This window comes from Acidovorax sp., from assembly GCF_047607405.1.
Lineage (GTDB): Bacteria > Pseudomonadota > Gammaproteobacteria > Burkholderiales > Burkholderiaceae_C > Acidovorax.
This window is the reverse complement of record NZ_JASGDA010000081.1, coordinates 1-16,229: the sequence shown is the minus strand read 5'-3', so window position 1 is coordinate 16,229 and position 16,229 is coordinate 1. Positions and strand designations below refer to the sequence as shown.

Here is a 16,229-nt window from a genome sequence, read left to right as displayed (position 1 = left end):
GCGCTGCGGGAGCCGCAGCCCTGCGCGGCGGCGGCGCCACGGCGGCATGGCCCGCCGCCCCGGCCTGCACCTTGAAGCGCGACACCACCTGCGCCAGTTGGTCCGCCTGCTCGCGCAGGCTTTGCGCGGCAGCGGCGCTTTGCTCGACCAGCGCGGCGTTCTGCTGCGTCATCTGGTCCAGGTTGCCGATGGCCTGGTTCACCTGCGACACGCCCGCGCTCTGCTCGGACGACGCGGCGGTGATCTCGCCGATCATGTCCGTCACGCGCTGCACGGACTGCACGATGTCCGTCATGGTCGCGCCCGCGTCGGCCACCAGGCGCGAACCCGCCTCCACCTTCTCGACCGAGGTGTTGATGAGCGCCTTGATCTCCTTGGCCGCCTCGGCACTGCGCCCGGCCAGGCTGCGCACCTCGCTGGCTACCACGGCGAAGCCCCGGCCCTGCTCGCCCGCGCGCGCGGCCTCGACGGCGGCGTTCAAGGCGAGGATGTTGGTCTGGAATGCGATGCCGTCGATCACGCCGATGATGTCGGCGATCTTCTTGCTGCTGTGGTTGATCTCCTCCATGGTGCTCACCACCTGCGTGACCACCTCGCCGCCCTTGCGCGCCACGCCCGTGGCGCTGACGGCCAGGCTGCTGGCCTGCTGGGCGCTGTTCGCGCTCTGCGCGATGGTGCTGGTGAACTGCTCCATGGCGGCGGCGGTTTGCTGCAGGTTGCTCGAAGTCTGCTCGGTGCGGGCCGACAGGTCGTGGTTGCCGGTGGCGATCTCGGCGCTGGCGGTGGCGATGCTGTCGGTGCTCTGGCGCACCTGATGCACCATGCGCGAGAGCGCGCCGCTCATGGCGTAGAGCGCGCGCAGCAGGTCGCCGAACTCGTCGCTGCGGCGCACGGCCTCGTCCTGCGCGCTCAGGTCGCCGTCCGCGATGCGCTCGGCCAGCGCCTTGGCCTGCTCCAGCGGCTGCTGGATGCTGCGGATGAGGAAGTACGCGCCCACGCCGATGGCCAGCAGCAGCACCGCCACCGCCGCGATGGCGATCTGGGCCGTGAGCATGCGGTCCTTGTACATGGCCTGCTGCACGCTCTGCGCCGTGTCCTGCTGCAGCTTGACGAGGTCGCGCAGCGCCTGCAGGTAGGCGTTGGACGCGGGCACGTAGCGTTCGCGCACGAAGGCTGCGGCCTGCTCGGCCTGGCCGTCGGCCTTGAGCTTCTGCGCTTCGCCGCGCGCCGCGAGCATGGCCTTGCGCGCCTCGGCGATGCGGGCCATCTGCGCCTTGTCGGCATCGGCCAGGGCCATGGCCTCCAGTTGCTTCTGCGTGTCCGAAATCTGCGCCGATGTGGCCGCCATGGGCGCCTTGAATTCGGCCTCCACCGCCGGGTCGCTGCTCAGCACGACGGCCAGGGTGCGCGCGGCGTTCGTCTCGGTCAAGGCCATCCAGCGCGCGGCGGCGGCCACGCGCGCCTCCATGTCCGCGCGCACGGTCTCGCTGGCGGCCTGCACCTTGGCCGAGCGGTAGCCCGAAAAGCCGACCACCGCCACCAGCGCGGCCACGATGAATGCGACAGCCAGCCACAGTTTCTGTGCAATGCGCATGCGGTTCAGCATGATGAACTCTCCCATCGTCGCTGCGACAGCGGCGATGGTGCGCTCTTTGAAACCGCCGCGCTACGGGAAAACCCCGCCTTTATCCGCCCGCCTATTCGACGCGCGATACGCGCTGCGGCTTGAAGCCCAGGTCCGCCGCCTTGCCCTTGCGACCGCGCGCGGCGCGGGCATTGTTCAGCGAGCGGATTTCCAGCGTCTCGTCGCGCTCCTTGCCGCCGCGCCCCAGGCCCTCGATGCGCACGCTGCGCGTGTAGGCCGCCGCGCCCGCGAGCTGGTCCTTGGCTTCCAGGTCGATCAGCATCAGGCCGCGCCCGCCCTTGTCCATCTGCTTGAGTTCGCCGATGTCAAAGGTCAGGATGCGCCCGCCCGTGGACGCGCAGGCCACGTGCGTGGCGCCCTGCGCGGGCGAGGGCTGGCACAGCGTCTCGCCATCGCCCAAGGCGACGAACGCCTTGCCGCTCTTGTTGCGCGACACCATGCCCTCCACCGCCGCCAGAAAACCGTAGCCGCCCGAGCCCGACAGCAGCAACGTGGCCTGGGCCGGGCCCGCAAAGTAGTGCAGCAACTGCGTGCCCGATTCCAGTTCGATCAGCGTGGTGACCGGCTGCCCGTCGCCGCGCGCGCCCGGCAGCGCGGACACGGGTACTGAATACACGCGCCCGTTGCTGCCGAAGACCAGCAGCACGTCCACCGTGCGGCACTCGAACGTGCCGTACAGCCCATCGCCCGCCTTAAAGGCAAAGCTGGCCGCGTCGTGCCCATGGCCGCTGCGCGCGCGCACCCAGCCCTTCTGCGAGACGACCACCGTCACCGGCTCGTCCACCACCTTGACCTCGGCCACGGCCTTCTTCTCGGCCTGGATGAGCGTGCGGCGCGGGTCGGCGAAGGTCTTGGCGTCCTGCTCGATCTCCTTGACCATGGTGCGGCGCAGGGCGCTGGGGTTGTTCAGGATTTCTTCGAGCTTGCCCTGGCTTTCGCGCAGGTCTTTCAAGTCCTGCTCGATCTTGATGGCCTCCAAGCGTGCCAACTGGCGCAGGCGGATTTCGAGGATGTCCTCGGCCTGCCGGTCGCTGAGGTTGAAGCGCGCGATCAGCGCGGCCTTGGGCTCCTCGGCCTCGCGGATGATGGCGATCACCTCGTCGATGTTGAGCAGCACGAGCTGCCGCCCTTCGAGGATGTGGATGCGGTCCAGCACCTTGGAGAGGCGATGCTGGCTGCGCCGCGTGATCGTCGTCTGGCGGAAGGCGATCCACTCCTCCAGCATCTGCCGCAGCGACTTTTGCACGGGCTTGCCGTCCAGCCCCACCATGGTCAGGTTGATGGGCGCGGACGTTTCCAAACTGGTGTGGGCGAGCAGCGCGGTGATCAAGTCCTGCTGCGGCGTCTTGCCCGTCTTGGGCTCGAACACGATGCGCACGGGCGCGTCCTTGCTGGACTCGTCGCGCACCACGTCGAGCACGGCCAGCATGCTGGCCTTGAGCTGCGTCTGCTCTTGCGACAGCGCCTTCTTGCCCGCCTTGACCTTGGGGTTGGTGATTTCTTCGATCTCCTCCAGCACCTTCTGCGTGCTGACGCCCGGCGGCAGTTCGCCCACCACCAGTTGCCACTGGCCGCGCGCCATGTCCTCGATCTTCCAGCGCGCGCGCACCTTCAGCGAGCCGCGCCCCGTGCGGTAGGCGTCGGCAATGTCGGACGCGCTGCTGATGATCTGCCCGCCGCCCGGATAGTCCGGCCCCGGCACGATGGCGAGTAGTTCGTCTTGCGAGAGCGAAGGCGTCTTGATGAGCGCGATGCAGGCATCGGCAATCTCGCGCAGGTTGTGGCTGGGGATTTCCGTCGCCAACCCCACGGCGATGCCGCTCGCGCCATTGAGCAGCGCGAACGGCAAACGCGCAGGCAACTGGCGCGGCTCCTGCGTCGAGCCGTCGTAGTTGGGCATGAAGTCCACCGTGCCCTCGTCGATCTCGTCGAGCAACAGGCTGGTGATGCGCGACAGCCGCGCCTCGGTGTAGCGCATGGCGGCCGCTCCGTCGCCATCGCGGCTGCCGAAGTTGCCCTGGCCGTCGATCAGCGGGTAGCGCTGCGCAAAGTCCTGCGCCATGCGCACCAGCGCGTCGTAGGCCGACTGGTCGCCGTGCGGGTGAAAGCGCCCCAGCACGTCGCCCACCACGCGCGCGCTCTTGACCGGCTTGGCGGCGGTGTTGCGCGTGGGCCCGCTGTAGGAGAGGCCCATTTCGCTCATGGCGTACAGGATGCGCCGCTGCACGGGCTTCAAGCCGTCGCACACGTCGGGCAGGGCGCGGCCCTTGACGACGGAGAGCGCGTATTCGAGGTAGGCGCGCTGGGCGTAGCCCGCTAAATCAAGGGAATCGCCATCGGGTTGGGCAAACAGGTCTGGGGAAGGGGTAGTAACGTCAGAAGTCATGGGTTCTTTTTTCAATCTGGAGCAGCAGGCGGTCGAAGTCGCTTTGGAACAAGCGGTCTTGGACGATGCGGTATTTTTCGAATTCGGTTTCGGCGTGGGTCTTGGCAATCTCGGCACTGACCCTGCCAGCATCGCGCAAAACATCCCTGTCCCACAGCGTCAGAAAGCCGGAAAGCCGCTTTTCCCAATCCTCCATCGTCATGGGAATGCGGCGACGGGCTTGCATTTCTGCCATGTCCAGATACGCGGAGACAATGCGCTGCATCTGATCCAACTCGAATTCATCAAGATAATTCTTGGCAGTGGACACGTCGTATTTGATTAACAACCAAAAAAGGGTCACAGCCTGCGGCACAAATCCTTGGCCTGCCCGGGAAACTTGGCGATCAGCCACTTCAACACCTCCAGTTGATCCGCCGCCGTGCCCCTGCGAATCTGAATGAGCAGTTGCTTCAAATCCGGGCGGATCAACGTGGCGTTCTGCGCCCCCTCGTTGCACACCGAGCAGATGGCGCGCAGGTTGGACGGGTCATCGCTGCCGCCCTTGCTTTTGTCGATGACGTGGCCGATGTGCAGCCGCGTTTTTCGCGTGGAATCAAAAGGGTGCGGCTCGCCAGCCACCGCGCCGCACATTTGGCAGGTGAAGCCGTTGCGATCCAGAACGTAGGCGCGGGCTTCCTTGGAAATGGCCCGCTCGAACGCAGGCTGCGGCTTCGGGTTCTCCAGCAGATACTGGCCGGGCCGCAAGTCGCTGCGGTCGTTGTGCGTCAGGATCAAATAGCCTTCTTCGGTGCGCAGCTCGCGCACGCGCCGCGCCCATTCCGACTGGTTGCCCGCCACCGCACGCAATTCGTCGGAATCCATGACGCGGCCAATGTTCGCCAGGAAGTGCATGCGCAGCTTTGCGCGCGCTCCGCCCCTGGGGGGTTTTGCCAAAGGTGCTTCTTTTTCCATCAGGCGGCCCGTTGGATTTTTTGCCTTGCCGCCGCGTCGAGCGCTGCCTGAATCTGCGTGCCGACGGCGCATGCCACCGGCGGGGGGAATGCGTTGCCTATCTGGCGGTAGGCGGCGGTTTTTTTGCCGCTGAATTGCCAATCGTCTGGAAAGCCCTGTATGCGCGCCGCCATGCGCGTGGTCAGCCGGGGCATGCCGACAAAGTCCTTGTCCGGCGCGGCATCGGCGATGCCCATGCCGTCCACGCCAATGGCGGCCCAGGCTTTCTTGGCGCGGGTAGGCCCCAAGTCGGGCCCCCCATGTTTCTTGCTGCCGCCCACCAGGGTGGGGGCGATGTCGCAGGCCCTGTCACGCCACTGCGCCGCGCCGCGCCAGCCCTGGGCGGCCATCAGGTCAAACAGCGCCTCGCCCACCGTGGGGGGACTCGCAGGCAGCGCGGCGGGCCACTGGAAGTGCTCGGCTGCGCCCTGCTTCAGCGCCACGAAAACGACGCGCGGACGCAGCTGCGGCACGCCAAAGTCGCTCGCATTCAGCAAGCGCCATTCGGCGGCGTAGCCGAGCTTTTTCAGGTCGGCAATGATCTTGGCGCGGTACTCGTCAAAGACGGAATCGAGCAGGCCGCGCACGTTTTCCAGCATGACGGCCTGCGGCTTGCATTCGGACACCAATCGGATGGCCTGCGGGAACAGGTCGCGCTCGTCGTCGCTGCCCAATTGCTTGCCCGCCTTGGAGAAAGGCGGGCACGGAACGCCGCCCGCCAAGAGGTCAACACCTGCCCACCGATCAGCGCTGTAGTCGTGCAGGTCGCCCTGCGTGACCTGCCAGTGGGCGCGGTTGATGCGCAAGGTCTGGCAGGCATGGGCGTCCAGTTCCACCAGACTGACGTGATCGAAGCCAGCCTGCTCCAGCCCCAGAGCCTGCCCGCCAGCCCCGGCGCAGATTTCTATGGATGTCATTGCCATATTGCTCTCCAAATTGATAGCTGCCAGCGCTTTCTGGATAAGGGCTAGAGGCCAAAAACACTCAAATATCCACCTCCACCGCATCCCCATGCAGCTCCATCAGCTCGCGCCGCGCAGCGGCCTCGCCCTTGCCCATGAGCTTGGTGATGAGGTTCTCCGTCGCGCCGAAGTCGAAGCTGCCCAACTGCACCGGCAGCAGGCGCCGCGTGTCGGGGTTGAGCGTGGTTTCCCACAACTGCTCGGCGTTCATCTCGCCCAGGCCCTTGAAGCGGCTGATCTGGCACTTCTCGCGCGGCACGCCGTCCTTGACGGCCTTGTCCAGGATGGCAGCCAGTTCGCCCTCGTCCAGCGCGTACAGCTTGGCGGCGGGCTTCTTGCCGCGCGCGGGCACGTCCACGCGGAACAGCGGGGGGCGGGCGACGTAGATGTGGCCAGCCTCGATGAGCTTGGGGAAGTGGCGGAAGAACAGGGTGAGCAGCAGCACCTGGATGTGCGAGCCATCGACATCGGCGTCCGACAGGATGCAGACCTTGCCGTAGCGCAGGCCGCTCAGGTCAGGGGAATCGTTCGGGCCGTGCGGGTCCACGCCGATGGCGACCGAGATGTCATGGATCTCGTTGTTGGCGAACAAACGGTCGCGCTCCACCTCCCAGGTGTTGAGCACCTTGCCGCGCAGCGGCAGCACGGCCTGGCTTTCCTTGTCGCGGCCCATCTTGGCGCTGCCGCCCGCGCTGTCGCCTTCGACCAGGAAGACTTCGTTGTGGCTGGTGTCGCGGCTTTCGCAGTCGGTGAGCTTGCCGGGCAGCACGGCCACGCCGGAGCCCTTGCGCTTTTCGACCTTCTGGCCCGCCTTCTGGCGCGTTTGCGCGGCCTTGATGGCGAGTTCGGCGAGCTTCTTGCCGTAGTCCACGTGCTGGTTCAGCCACAGCTCCAATGCAGGGCGCACAAAGCTGCTGACCAGGCGCACGGCGTCGCGGGAGTTCAGGCGCTCCTTGATCTGGCCCTGGAACTGCGGGTCGAGCACCTTGGCGCTGAGGACGTAGCTGGCGCGGGCGAACACGTCCTCGGGCAGCAGCTTCACGCCCTTGGGCAGCAGCGAATGCAGCTCGATGAAGCTCTTGACGGCCTGGAACAGGCCGTCGCGCAGGCCGCTGTCGTGCGTGCCGCCCGCGCTGGTGGGGATGAGGTTGACGTAGCTCTCGCGCACGGGCTGGCCGTCTTCGGTAAAGGCCACGGCCCAGGCCGCGCCCTCGCCTTCGGCAAAGTTCTCGCTGCCGCCGTCGGCGTAGCCCTCGCCCTCGAACAGCGGGATCACCGGGTCGGTGGAGAGGGTCTGCATGAGGTAATCGCGCAAGCCGCCCTTGTACTGCCAAGTCTGCGTTTCGCGGGTCTTTTCGTTGACGAGCGAGACGGAGACGCCGGGCATCAGCACGGCCTTGCTGCGCAGCAGGTGGGTCAGCTCGCCCATGGGCAGGTGGCTGGACTCGAAGTATTTGGCGTCGGGCCATGCGCGCACGGTGGTGCCCTGCTTGCGCTCGCCCGCCTCCAGGGGGCGCGTGACCAGCGGCTCGATCACGTCGCCGCCCGCGAACACCAGGCGCGCGACCTGGCCCTCGCGGTGGCTGCTGACTTCGAGCCGCGTGGCGAGCGCGTTGGTCACGCTCACACCCACGCCGTGCAGGCCGCCCGAGAAGCTGTAGGCCCCGCCCTGCCCCTTGTCGAACTTGCCGCCCGCGTGCAGGCGGGTATAGACGAGTTCGATGACGGGGGCCTTCTCCTCGGGGTGCAGGCCGAAGGGGATGCCGCGTCCGTCGTCTTCCACGCTGACCGAGCCGTCGGCGTGCAGCGTGACCTTGATCTTCTTGCCGAAGCCCGCCAGGGCCTCGTCGGCGGCGTTGTCGATCACCTCCTGGATGATGTGCAGGGGGTTGTCGGTGCGGGTGTACATGCCCGGGCGCTGCTTGACGGGCTCCAGCCCTTTCAGGACGCGGATCGAGCCTTCGGAATAGTCGGATGCGTTGGGGGGTTTGACTGCCATGGGCGCGGATTGTAGTGCTGCGACCGCTGAAACACTGGATTTATAACCAGTCATTCGCCCGCGGCAGCGCGCCGGGGCCAATCCCGCGACAATCCTGCGCATGCATATGAATACGCCCAAACTGTCCATGGCCCAGGTGCTTGCGTGCGGTGCGGCCATCGTCACGCTGTCCATGGGCATCCGCCATGGCTTCGGGCTGTGGCTGCTGCCCATCACGCAGGAGATGGGCTGGACGCGCCAGACTTTCTCGTTCGCCATCGCGCTGCAGAACCTGTCCTGGGGCGTGATCGGCATCTTTGCAGGCATGGCGGCGGACCGATTCGGCGCGTTCCGCGTGCTGATCGGCGGCGCGGCGTTGTACGGCCTGGGGCTGGCGGGCATGGCGATGGCGCCCACGCCGCTGCTGTTCGCGCTGGCGACGGGCGTGCTGATCGGCGCGGCGCAGGCGGGCACGACCTATGCCGTGGTCTATGGCGTGCTGGGCCGCCAGATCGCGCCCGAGAAGCGCTCCTGGGCCATGGGCGTGGCGGCTGCCGCCGGCTCGTTCGGGCAGTTCTTGATGGTGCCGGTCGAGGGCTGGCTGATCGCGGGCCTGGGCTGGCAGCAGGCGTTGCTGGCGCTGTCGCTGATGGTGCTGCTGATCGTGCCGCTGGCCTTCGGGCTGCGCGAGCCCGGCTTTGCGGGCGCGGCGCCCCCGAAGCGCGAGCAGACCATCGCGCAGGCGCTCTCCGAGGCTTTTCGCTACCCCAGCTTCAACCTGCTGATGGCGGGGTACTTCGTCTGCGGCTTCCAGGTGGTGTTCATCGCGGTACACATGCCCAGCTACCTCAAGGACCACGGCCTGTCGCCCCAGGTCGCCAGCTATGCGCTGGCGCTGATCGGGCTGTTCAACGTGTTCGGCACCTACATCGCGGGCTCGCTGGGGCAGCGCATGCCCAAGCGGCACATCCTGGCCTTCATCTACTTCGCGCGGTCGGTGGCGATCACCGTCTTTCTGATCGTGCCGCTGTCGCCCCTGTCGGTGTACGTCTTCTCGGCGGTGATGGGCACGCTGTGGCTGTCCACCGTGCCGCCGACGAACGCGGCCATCGCGCAGATCTTCGGCGTGCAGCATTTGTCGATGCTGGGCGGCTTCGTGTTCTTCAGCCACCAGATCGGCAGCTTCCTGGGCGTGTGGCTGGGCGGCGCGCTGTACGACGCCACGGGCAGCTACGATGTCGTCTGGTACATCGCCATCGCCTTGGGGCTCTTCGCCGCGCTGGTGAACCTGCCCGTCAAGGAAGCCCCCATCCAGCGCGCCACGCCCCAGCCTGCATGAACATCAACCACCGCCCTCTTGCACACTGGCTCGGCCTGGCCGTGGCGGCGCTGCTGTGCCTGGCGGTGTTCGGGCTGTACACCGCGCCGGACTTCATGGTGCGGCTGGCGGATCAGGTGTGGGCTTGTTTTTAAGTCTTTTTGACCTCTAGCGCTTGTCCAGCAAGCGCAAGCAGCTATCAACTTCATAGTAAATGCACGGGACGGAAGCTCCTTCGGAATGGGTGCGCCGCTGGTCGCACCTGATTGTGCCGGGCAGCACCGTGCTGGACGTGGCCTGCGGCGCGGGCCGCCACCTGCGCTGGCTGCGTACACAGGGGCACACGGTGACGGGTGTGGACCGCTCGGCGGATGCCATCGCCGCCTGCGCCGGGCTGGGCGAGCTGGTGCAGGCCGACATCGAGAACGGGCCCTGGCCCTTCGCGGGGCGGCAGTTTGGCGCGGTGGTGGTCACCAACTACCTGTGGCGGCCCCTGCTGCCCGCCATCGTGGATTGCGTGGCGCCCGGCGGTGTGCTCATCTACGAAACCTTCGCCCAGGGCAACGAGACGGTGGGCAAGCCGTCGCGGCCCGACTTTTTGCTCGCGCCCGGGGAACTGCTGGCCGCCTGCGCGGGTCTGCGCGTGGTGGCTTATGAAGACGGCTTCCTGTCCGAGCCCGACCGCTTCGTGCAGCGCATCGCGGCGGTGCGCACACCGCCGCTAGTTAGAATGCCCCTTTCCCGTTTTTGACCACGGACATGACCTCTTCCCCCGTCGCCCTGACCGGCAGCATCGTCGCCCTCGTCACCCCCATGCACGCGGATGGCAGCGTGGACTATCCGGCGCTGCGCAAACTGATCGACTGGCACATCGCAGAGGGCACCGACTGCATCGGCGTGGTGGGCACCACGGGCGAATCGCCCACCGTGAACGTCGAGGAGCACTGCGAGATCATCCGCGTGGCCGTCGAGCAAGCCGCCAAGCGTGTGCCCATCATGGCGGGCTGCGGCGCCAATTCGACGGCCGAGGCCATCGAACTGGCCAAGTTCGCCAAGAGCGTGGGCGCGGACAGCCAGCTCCAGGTCGTGCCCTACTACAACAAGCCCACGCAAGAGGGCCAGTACCAGCACTTCAAGGCAATCGCCGAGGCCACGGGCGACCTGCCCATCGTGCTGTACAACGTGCCGGGCCGCTCGGTGGCCGACATGCAGCACGACACCGTGCTGCGGCTGGCGCAGGTGCCCGGCATCATCGGCATCAAGGAAGCCACGGGCAACATCGAGCGCGCACAGTGGCTGATCCGCGACGTGCCCAAGGGCTTTGCCGTCTATTCGGGCGACGACCCCACGGCCGTGGCCCTGATGCTCTGCGGCGGCCACGGCAACATCAGCGTGACGGCCAACGTGGCCCCGCGCCTGATGCACGAGCTGTGCGTGGCGGCCCTCGCGGGCGACGTGCGGCGGGCGATGCAGATTCAGTTCCAATTGATGCCCGTCCACAAGAACCTGTTCGTCGAGGCCAACCCCATCCCCGTCAAGTGGGCCATGGCCCGCATGGGCCTGTGCGGCGGCGCCATGCGCCTGCCCATGACGCCGCTGGCCGCCAGCAACGAGGCCGTGGTCGAGGCCGCGCTGCGCGCCAGCGGCCTGATCTAATTCTCTAGAGACACCCACCCCCATCCCAAGGATTTCCGCGTGAACGCTGCTGCTGCCACTCCCCGCCTGAGCCTGCTTGCCCTCGCCCTGGCCCTGTCCGCCTGCTCCGCCCTGGAAGGCGACAAGATCGACTACAAGAGCGCGGGCAAGGGCCCGAGCCTGGAAGTCCCCCCCGACCTGACACAGCTCTCGCGCGATTCGCGCTACACCATTCCCGGCAGCGGCCCGGTCTCGGCAGCGGCCCTGCAGGCGGGCCAGGCCAGCCAGCCCACAGGCACATCCAACGCGGCCGCCCAGGTGCTGGGCGACGTGCGCATCGAGCGCGACGGCAACCAGCGCTGGCTGGTCATCAGCCGCCCGGCGGACAAGCTCTGGGAGCCCGTGCGCGAGTTCTGGCAGGAAAGCGGCTTCAACCTGGAAAAGGCCGACGCCAACGTCGGCATCATGGAAACCGACTGGGCGGAGAACCGCGCCAAGCTGCCGCAGGACTTCATCCGCTCGACCCTCGGCAAGGTGCTCGATTCGCTGTACTCCACCGGCGAGCGCGACAAGTTCCGCACCCGCCTGGAGCGCAACGCCAGCGGCGGCACCGACATCTACATCACCCACCGCGGCATGGTCGAGGTCTATAGCAACACGGCCAAGGACACCACCATCTGGCAGCCCCGCCCGTCCGACCCCGAACTGGAGACCGAATTCCTGCGCCGCCTGATGGTCAAGCTCGGCGTGAGCCAGGAGCAGTCCAAGGCCATCGCCGCATCCGCGCCCGCACAGCGCGCGCAATCCGCCCGCATGGCGACGGTGAACAACCAGCCCGTGCTCCAGCTCGACGAAGGCTTCGACCGTGCATGGCGCCGTGTGGGCCTGGCGCTGGACCGCACCGGTTTCACCGTGGAAGACCGCAATCGCAACGAAGGCACTTACTACGTGCGCTATGTGGAGCCCACCGACAAGAAGGAGCCCGGCTTCTTCGGCAAGCTGTTCAGCTCGTCGCCCGCCGTGCCGCCGCTCAAGTACCGCATCGTCGTGCGCAGCCAGGGCGAATCCACCACGGTCTCGGTACACAACGAGGCGGGTGCGCCCGAGTCGTCCGCCAACGCCGAGCGCATCGTGCGCGTGATCGCCGACGATCTGAAGTAACGGCAGCGCTGAAGCGCCGCATCGGTGCGGCGCTGGAATGGCCAGCTCCCATCAGAAAAGCAAAAGCCCCGGCCTTGCGGCACGGGGCTTTTTGCTGTGGCGTGCTTTGCGGCACAGGGCCGCAAAGGTGCCGATTTACTTGGTTTGGGAAGCAGCGCCGGTGGCAGCGGCGGCAGCGGCGTCGGCAGCAGCCTTGGCAGCGTCGGTTGCAGCGTCGGAAGCAGCAGATGCAGCGGATGCAGCTTCGGAAGCAGCGGCAGCAGCTTCGGAAGCAGCCGCTGCCGGGGCGGGAGCAGGTGCTTCCACGGGGGCGGGCGCAGGAGCGGGTTCTTCCTTCTTTCCGCAGGCGGCGAGGGCAGCAGCAGCGATCAGAGCGGCCAGAACGAGGGAGTTCTTCATTTGGGTTTTCCTGGTTGAAACAAACAAAAATCTTCAATAGCCATGGCGTCAGGCCCTGAGCAGCCCCGGCACGCATTGGCATAGCACGTCAGCTTGCACCTTCTTGGCGCAGCTGCTCATTATATTGGTGAATCGTCAATACTGGCTAACACCGATAAACGCTTTACAACATTTTGACATCCGTCACATTCCATTGCGTTCAAAGGCCCAGCGTGGACGCCGGAAAGCCCGGCACACTCTTGCCGCGCAGCCATTCATTCAGCATCTCGCGCAGCAGCACGCGCCGCTCCGGCTCGGCACCCGCGACGACCACGCAGCGCTCTGCATCCAGGCGCTGCATCACCCAGTGCGGCGACCACAGGGCGCTGGGAATGTCCAGCGGGTCCGCCGCAGGGCTGCGGCGGCAGGTGATGATGTGGTCCCAGGTGCCGCGCCACCTCACGAATCGCGCGTGCCGACGCACCACCTCGTCGTAGCTGCCCGCCAGCATGGTGAAGCGGCGGCTGCCGTGCGCCCAGTCCTGCAGGGCCTCGACCACGCTGCGCTCGCCCAGCGGCCAGTCGTGAAAATAAGCATCGCTGACCACGATCTCCGGCCAGCCTTCACGGGCTGCCGTGGCGAACGCGTCGCGCACCATCTGCTGAAAGGCGTCCCGGCTGGTGAAGCGGCCTGCGGGCAAGGGGTGGGAAACATCGGTCATGGCGCCTGACCTTCAATCCGCCCAGGCATGCGCCCAGCCCGCGTCGCACCAGGACGCGACCAATTCCAGCGCATCGTCGCTGGCGCGGGCCAGTTCGCGCGCCGAGAGCTTGCGCTCGTCGGCGAGGCGGCGCATCAGCGTGGCGTCGCGGCCTGCGGCGCGGTAGCTCTCGCCGTTGATGAACACGTGGTGCGCGTCGTACATCATGCGGCTGCGGCGGTCCAGGTACACGCCTTCGAGCATCACGCCCGTGGGGCCGGACTCGAACCACACGCTGGGCTTGGGATCGGTCAGGTATTCGCCCAGCGCCCGCTCCAGCGCCAGGGGCTCGGCCAGGGCGCGGCGCAGCGCCTCGCGCGCGAAATCGTGCAGGCCCGCAGGGATGGCGCCCGGCTGCGCCACGGCCTCCTGGCGAGGGTCGCGGTACAGCACGGGGCTGCCGTCGCCGTCACCCGCATCTTCGGCCAGGCGCGCGAGCAGTTCCTGCGCCAGTTCGGCGCGCGCAGGCGCGCGAAAGCCGATGGAATAGGTCATGCACTCACCCTCGGCGATGCCGTCGTGGGCATAGCGTGGCGGCAGGTAGAGCATGTCGCCGGGCTCCAGCACGAACTCTTCCTCGGGCTCGAACCGCGCCAGCACTTTCAGGGGCACATCGTCGCGCAGCGCCAGGTCTTTTTGCCGTCCGATGCGCCAGCGCCGCTTGCCGTGGGCTTGCAGCAGGAACACGTCGTAGCTGTCGAAGTGCGGCCCCACGCCGCCGCCGTCGCTGGCGTAGCTGATCATGAGGTCGTCCAGCCGCGCCTCGGGCACGAAGCGGAACTGCTGCATCAGCGCATGCACTGCGTCGCTGTGCAAGTCCACGCCCTGCACCAGCAGCGTCCATTGCGGCTGCTGCAGCGGCGGCAGCGCGCGGCGCTGGAACGGCCCGTGGCGCAGCTTCCAGGCGTCCTGGGATTGCTGCACCAGGCGGGATTCGACACCCTCTTGCGCGGCCAGCGCGAACAATTCGGCGCGCAGCACCGGCGGCTTGAACTGGGGAATGGCCTGGCGCACCAGCAAAGGTTTTTTCTGCCAGTGGCGGCGCATGAATTGCGCAGCGCTCAAGCCGCCGAGCAGGGAAAGGGGTTGGTGGATGTCCATGAGCGACAATTATTCCCCATGGAAATCACCCAACAATGCGTGGTCGCGCTGACCTGGACGCTCAAGGACACCCTGGGCGAAGAACTGGACGTTCTCGATGAGCCCGTGGAGTTCCTCGTCGGCGGCGACGACCTGCTGCCCCGCATCGAAGAAGCCCTGCAGGGCCATGGCCCCGGTGCCACCGTGCAGCTGCACCTGGAGCCCGAGGATGCCTTTGGCGACTTCAACGACCAGCTGCTGTTCCTGGAGCCGCGCACGCTGTTCCCGGCGGAAATCGAGGAAGGCATGACCTTCGACGGCACCGCGCTGCCGGAGGGCTGCAACCCCCAAGCGCCGCGCACGGGGCTGTACACCGTGGCCGAGATCTACCCCGAACACATCGTGCTGGACGGCAACCACCCGCTCGCGGGCATCGCGCTGCGGCTGCAGATGACGGTGCAGGCCGTGCGCGAGGCCACCGAAGACGAGATCGGACGCGGCAGCGCGGGCACGGGCTTCTTCCGCGTGCAGCCGCAGGCGCCCGGCAGCCCTCTATTGCATTAAAGCCGCGAAATCTGGCCGTTGTAGAGGCGCACGCGGTCGCCGATGCGCAGGTCGCCCGGCGAACTCACGTCATAGACGCGGTAGCCGCCGTGGTCCAGCTGCACCGAAAGGCGGTAGCCCTGCACGGACTCCTGGCCGTAGTTGCGCCCTTCGATGGTGTTGCCAACCACGGCACCGCCGATGGCACCCACCGCCGTCGCGGCAGCGCGGCCCGAGCCCCTGCCGACCTGGTTGCCCAGCACGCCGCCCACCACGGCGCCGATCACCGCGCCCGCGCCGGAGGTTTGCCCCTGCGCGCGGCCTTGCAGCGCCTCGATGTTGCTGACGCGGCCATATTCCGTGCCCGCCGGATTGCTGGGGTATGCCGGGGCCGCCGTCTGGTAGCCGCCGGGATAGCCGCTGGAGTACTCGGGCGCAGGGCGGTTGTGGCCGCACGCGGCCAGCGATCCCGCCAGAACGACGGTAGCGGCAATGGCGAGGGGGCGTTGGGTACGCTGAAGCATCTTCATCTCCTAAAGTCAGTCTGCCTTGATTGGAGCAACGCCGCAGAGGTTCCTGGCGTGGACAAGGGAGCGCAGCCGGGTCGTAACAGACCCTTCGAAAGGTAAGCGCCGTCCTACTACGCCTTGCCCGTGGAGCCGTACCCGCCCTCGCCGCGCTGCGTGGCCTCGAACTCGGTGACCACGTTGAACTGCGCCTGCACCACGGGCACGATGACCAGTTGGGCCAGCCGCTCCAGGGGTTCCAGCGTGAAGGCCGTGCCGCTGCGGTTCCAGGCGCTGACCATGAGCTGGCCCTGGTAGTCGCTGTCGATCAGGCCCACCAGGTTGCCCAGCACGATGCCGTGCTTGTGCCCCAGGCCCGAGCGCGGCAGGATCAGCGCGGCGTAGCCCGGGTCCTTGATGAACACGGCGATGCCGGTAGGCACGAGCTGCCAGGCATTGGGCTGCAGGGTCAGCGGCGCGTCCAGGCAGGCGCGCAGGTCCAGCCCGGCGCTGCCGGGCGTGGCATAGGCGGGCAGTTGGTCCGCCATGCGCGGGTCGAGAATCTTGATGTCGATCTTCATCACTTCTTTCCGGAGAATTTGCGCTGCGGTATCGGGGCCTTGGCCTTGCCGCCGGGCGCCGACGGGATGAGCCAGCCCAGCACCCACCAGACGACCGCCATGGCCACCAGGACGACCAGCGAGCCCACGCCAACGAACAAGGCCAGCCCGTGCAGCACCAGCAACAGCAGGAGCGCGCCGCGCACGATGCGCAGCCCGCCCATCAGCGGCGTGAGCAGTTGCGCCAGATCCGGCGGCTGGGCGGCCTGGGCGGGCGCAGCAGGTGCGGGCGCGGCGGGTCTGCGCGCGGCGACCGTGGTGGGG

At 67.3% G+C, this 16,229-nt stretch carries 17 protein-coding genes and 1 pseudogene; 6 read left to right on the top strand and 12 right to left on the bottom strand.

Going from position 1 to position 16,229, the window contains the following annotated elements:
* The 6 genes from QM569_RS09485 to QM569_RS09460 all read right to left on the bottom strand — a co-directional run.
* Nucleotides 1-1,606: methyl-accepting chemotaxis protein (locus QM569_RS09485; RefSeq protein WP_414986986.1), on the bottom strand; the 1,606-nt coding region annotated here is incomplete at its 3' end.
* 91 nt (nucleotides 1,607-1,697) lie between these two features.
* Nucleotides 1,698-4,031 carry a DNA topoisomerase IV subunit A gene (parC, locus tag QM569_RS09480; protein WP_414986985.1) on the bottom strand — a complete coding sequence of 778 codons (2,334 nt, stop codon included), beginning with the start codon at nucleotides 4,029-4,031 and terminating at the stop codon, nucleotides 1,698-1,700.
* Entirely contained in the window at nucleotides 4,021-4,341 is a 321-nt protein-coding gene (gene rhuM / locus QM569_RS09475; RefSeq protein ID WP_414986984.1) for a RhuM family protein, read from the bottom strand. Before rhuM ends, parC begins: the two co-directional genes overlap by 11 nt.
* Nucleotides 4,342-4,370: 29 nt before the next feature.
* On the bottom strand, nucleotides 4,371-4,895 hold the full coding sequence (locus QM569_RS09470) for an HNH endonuclease (RefSeq protein WP_414986983.1): 525 nt from the start codon (nucleotides 4,893-4,895) through the stop codon (nucleotides 4,371-4,373).
* A gap of 89 nt (nucleotides 4,896-4,984) precedes the next feature.
* Nucleotides 4,985-5,941: a DNA cytosine methyltransferase gene (locus QM569_RS09465; protein ID WP_414986982.1), complete on the bottom strand. Its 957-nt coding sequence runs from the start codon at nucleotides 5,939-5,941 to the stop codon at nucleotides 4,985-4,987.
* Nucleotides 5,942-6,008: 67 nt separating this feature from the next.
* A complete protein-coding gene (locus tag QM569_RS09460) occupies nucleotides 6,009-7,985 on the bottom strand; it encodes a DNA topoisomerase IV subunit B (RefSeq protein ID WP_414986981.1) in 1,977 nt (658 codons plus the stop codon).
* Nucleotides 7,986-8,085: 100 nt separating this feature from the next.
* On the opposite strand from QM569_RS09460, the gene QM569_RS09455 reads away from it, so the two are divergent.
* Genes QM569_RS09455 through bamC form a run of 5 tightly spaced genes read left to right on the top strand, consistent with a single transcriptional unit; the run spans nucleotide 8,086 to nucleotide 12,078 of the window.
* A complete protein-coding gene (locus QM569_RS09455; RefSeq protein ID WP_414986980.1) occupies nucleotides 8,086-9,303 on the top strand; it encodes an MFS transporter in 1,218 nt (405 codons plus the stop codon).
* A complete protein-coding gene (locus QM569_RS09450; RefSeq protein ID WP_414986979.1) occupies nucleotides 9,300-9,437 on the top strand; it encodes a hypothetical protein in 138 nt (45 codons plus the stop codon). Before QM569_RS09455 ends, QM569_RS09450 begins: the two co-directional genes overlap by 4 nt.
* A gap of 59 nt (nucleotides 9,438-9,496) precedes the next feature.
* The gene (locus QM569_RS09445) at nucleotides 9,497-10,033 is read left to right on the top strand and encodes a class I SAM-dependent methyltransferase (protein ID WP_414986978.1); all 537 of its coding nucleotides are present in this window, start codon (nucleotides 9,497-9,499) and stop codon (nucleotides 10,031-10,033) included.
* An 8-nt stretch (nucleotides 10,034-10,041) separates the two neighbouring features.
* The gene (dapA, locus tag QM569_RS09440) at nucleotides 10,042-10,938 is read left to right on the top strand and encodes a 4-hydroxy-tetrahydrodipicolinate synthase (RefSeq protein WP_414986977.1); all 897 of its coding nucleotides are present in this window, start codon (nucleotides 10,042-10,044) and stop codon (nucleotides 10,936-10,938) included.
* A gap of 39 nt (nucleotides 10,939-10,977) precedes the next feature.
* Nucleotides 10,978-12,078 carry an outer membrane protein assembly factor BamC gene (gene bamC / locus QM569_RS09435; protein ID WP_414986976.1) on the top strand — a complete coding sequence of 367 codons (1,101 nt, stop codon included), beginning with the start codon at nucleotides 10,978-10,980 and terminating at the stop codon, nucleotides 12,076-12,078.
* A gap of 135 nt (nucleotides 12,079-12,213) precedes the next feature.
* Here the strand turns inward: bamC and QM569_RS09430 are convergent, their stop codons facing one another.
* From QM569_RS09430 to QM569_RS09420, 3 genes are all read right to left on the bottom strand, one after another.
* Nucleotides 12,214-12,477: a hypothetical protein gene (locus QM569_RS09430; RefSeq protein ID WP_414986975.1), complete on the bottom strand. Its 264-nt coding sequence runs from the start codon at nucleotides 12,475-12,477 to the stop codon at nucleotides 12,214-12,216.
* 199 nt (nucleotides 12,478-12,676) lie between these two features.
* On the bottom strand, nucleotides 12,677-13,177 hold the full coding sequence (locus QM569_RS09425) for a hypothetical protein (RefSeq protein ID WP_414986974.1): 501 nt from the start codon (nucleotides 13,175-13,177) through the stop codon (nucleotides 12,677-12,679).
* 12 nt (nucleotides 13,178-13,189) lie between these two features.
* Nucleotides 13,190-14,317 carry a JmjC domain-containing protein gene (locus QM569_RS09420; protein WP_414986973.1) on the bottom strand — a complete coding sequence of 376 codons (1,128 nt, stop codon included), beginning with the start codon at nucleotides 14,315-14,317 and terminating at the stop codon, nucleotides 13,190-13,192.
* A gap of 18 nt (nucleotides 14,318-14,335) precedes the next feature.
* On the opposite strand from QM569_RS09420, the gene QM569_RS09415 reads away from it, so the two are divergent.
* On the top strand, nucleotides 14,336-14,860 hold the full coding sequence (locus QM569_RS09415; protein WP_414986972.1) for an FKBP-type peptidyl-prolyl cis-trans isomerase: 525 nt from the start codon (nucleotides 14,336-14,338) through the stop codon (nucleotides 14,858-14,860).
* On the opposite strand, the gene QM569_RS09410 is transcribed toward QM569_RS09415, so the two are convergent.
* From QM569_RS09410 to QM569_RS09400, 3 genes and pseudogenes are all read right to left on the bottom strand, one after another.
* Nucleotides 14,857-15,363, bottom strand: a complete 507-nt coding sequence (locus QM569_RS09410; protein ID WP_414986971.1) for a glycine zipper 2TM domain-containing protein — start codon at nucleotides 15,361-15,363, stop codon at nucleotides 14,857-14,859. The two genes, QM569_RS09415 and QM569_RS09410, sit on opposite strands and share 4 nt — an antisense overlap.
* Nucleotides 15,364-15,479: 116 nt before the next feature.
* A complete protein-coding gene (gene dut, locus QM569_RS09405) occupies nucleotides 15,480-15,926 on the bottom strand; it encodes a dUTP diphosphatase (RefSeq protein ID WP_414986970.1) in 447 nt (148 codons plus the stop codon).
* Nucleotides 15,926-16,229, bottom strand: a pseudogene (locus QM569_RS09400) (hypothetical protein); the annotation flags it as partial. The gene dut and the pseudogene QM569_RS09400, both read right to left, overlap by 1 nt.

Excerpts from the sequence above, each read along its gene's own strand:
- dapA (WP_414986977.1), top strand. The coding sequence starts at position 10,042 with ATGACCTCTTCCCCCGTCGCCCTGACCGGCAGCATCGTCGCCCTCGTC.
- dut (WP_414986970.1), bottom strand. The coding sequence starts at position 15,926 with ATGAAGATCGACATCAAGATTCTCGACCCGCGCATGGCGGACCAACTG.
- QM569_RS09455 (WP_414986980.1), top strand. The coding sequence starts at position 8,086 with ATGCATATGAATACGCCCAAACTGTCCATGGCCCAGGTGCTTGCGTGC.
- parC (WP_414986985.1), bottom strand. The coding sequence starts at position 4,031 with ATGACTTCTGACGTTACTACCCCTTCCCCAGACCTGTTTGCCCAACCC.
- QM569_RS09445 (WP_414986978.1), top strand. The coding sequence starts at position 9,497 with ATGCACGGGACGGAAGCTCCTTCGGAATGGGTGCGCCGCTGGTCGCAC.
- QM569_RS09430 (WP_414986975.1), bottom strand. The coding sequence starts at position 12,477 with ATGAAGAACTCCCTCGTTCTGGCCGCTCTGATCGCTGCTGCTGCCCTC.
- QM569_RS09470 (WP_414986983.1), bottom strand. The coding sequence starts at position 4,895 with ATGGATTCCGACGAATTGCGTGCGGTGGCGGGCAACCAGTCGGAATGG.
- QM569_RS09465 (WP_414986982.1), bottom strand. The coding sequence starts at position 5,941 with ATGACATCCATAGAAATCTGCGCCGGGGCTGGCGGGCAGGCTCTGGGG.
- QM569_RS09410 (WP_414986971.1), bottom strand. The coding sequence starts at position 15,363 with ATGCTTCAGCGTACCCAACGCCCCCTCGCCATTGCCGCTACCGTCGTT.
- QM569_RS09420 (WP_414986973.1), bottom strand. The coding sequence starts at position 14,317 with ATGGACATCCACCAACCCCTTTCCCTGCTCGGCGGCTTGAGCGCTGCG.
- QM569_RS09425 (WP_414986974.1), bottom strand. The coding sequence starts at position 13,177 with ATGACCGATGTTTCCCACCCCTTGCCCGCAGGCCGCTTCACCAGCCGG.
- QM569_RS09415 (WP_414986972.1), top strand. The coding sequence starts at position 14,336 with ATGGAAATCACCCAACAATGCGTGGTCGCGCTGACCTGGACGCTCAAG.
- QM569_RS09460 (WP_414986981.1), bottom strand. The coding sequence starts at position 7,985 with ATGGCAGTCAAACCCCCCAACGCATCCGACTATTCCGAAGGCTCGATC.
- QM569_RS09450 (WP_414986979.1), top strand. The coding sequence starts at position 9,300 with ATGAACATCAACCACCGCCCTCTTGCACACTGGCTCGGCCTGGCCGTG.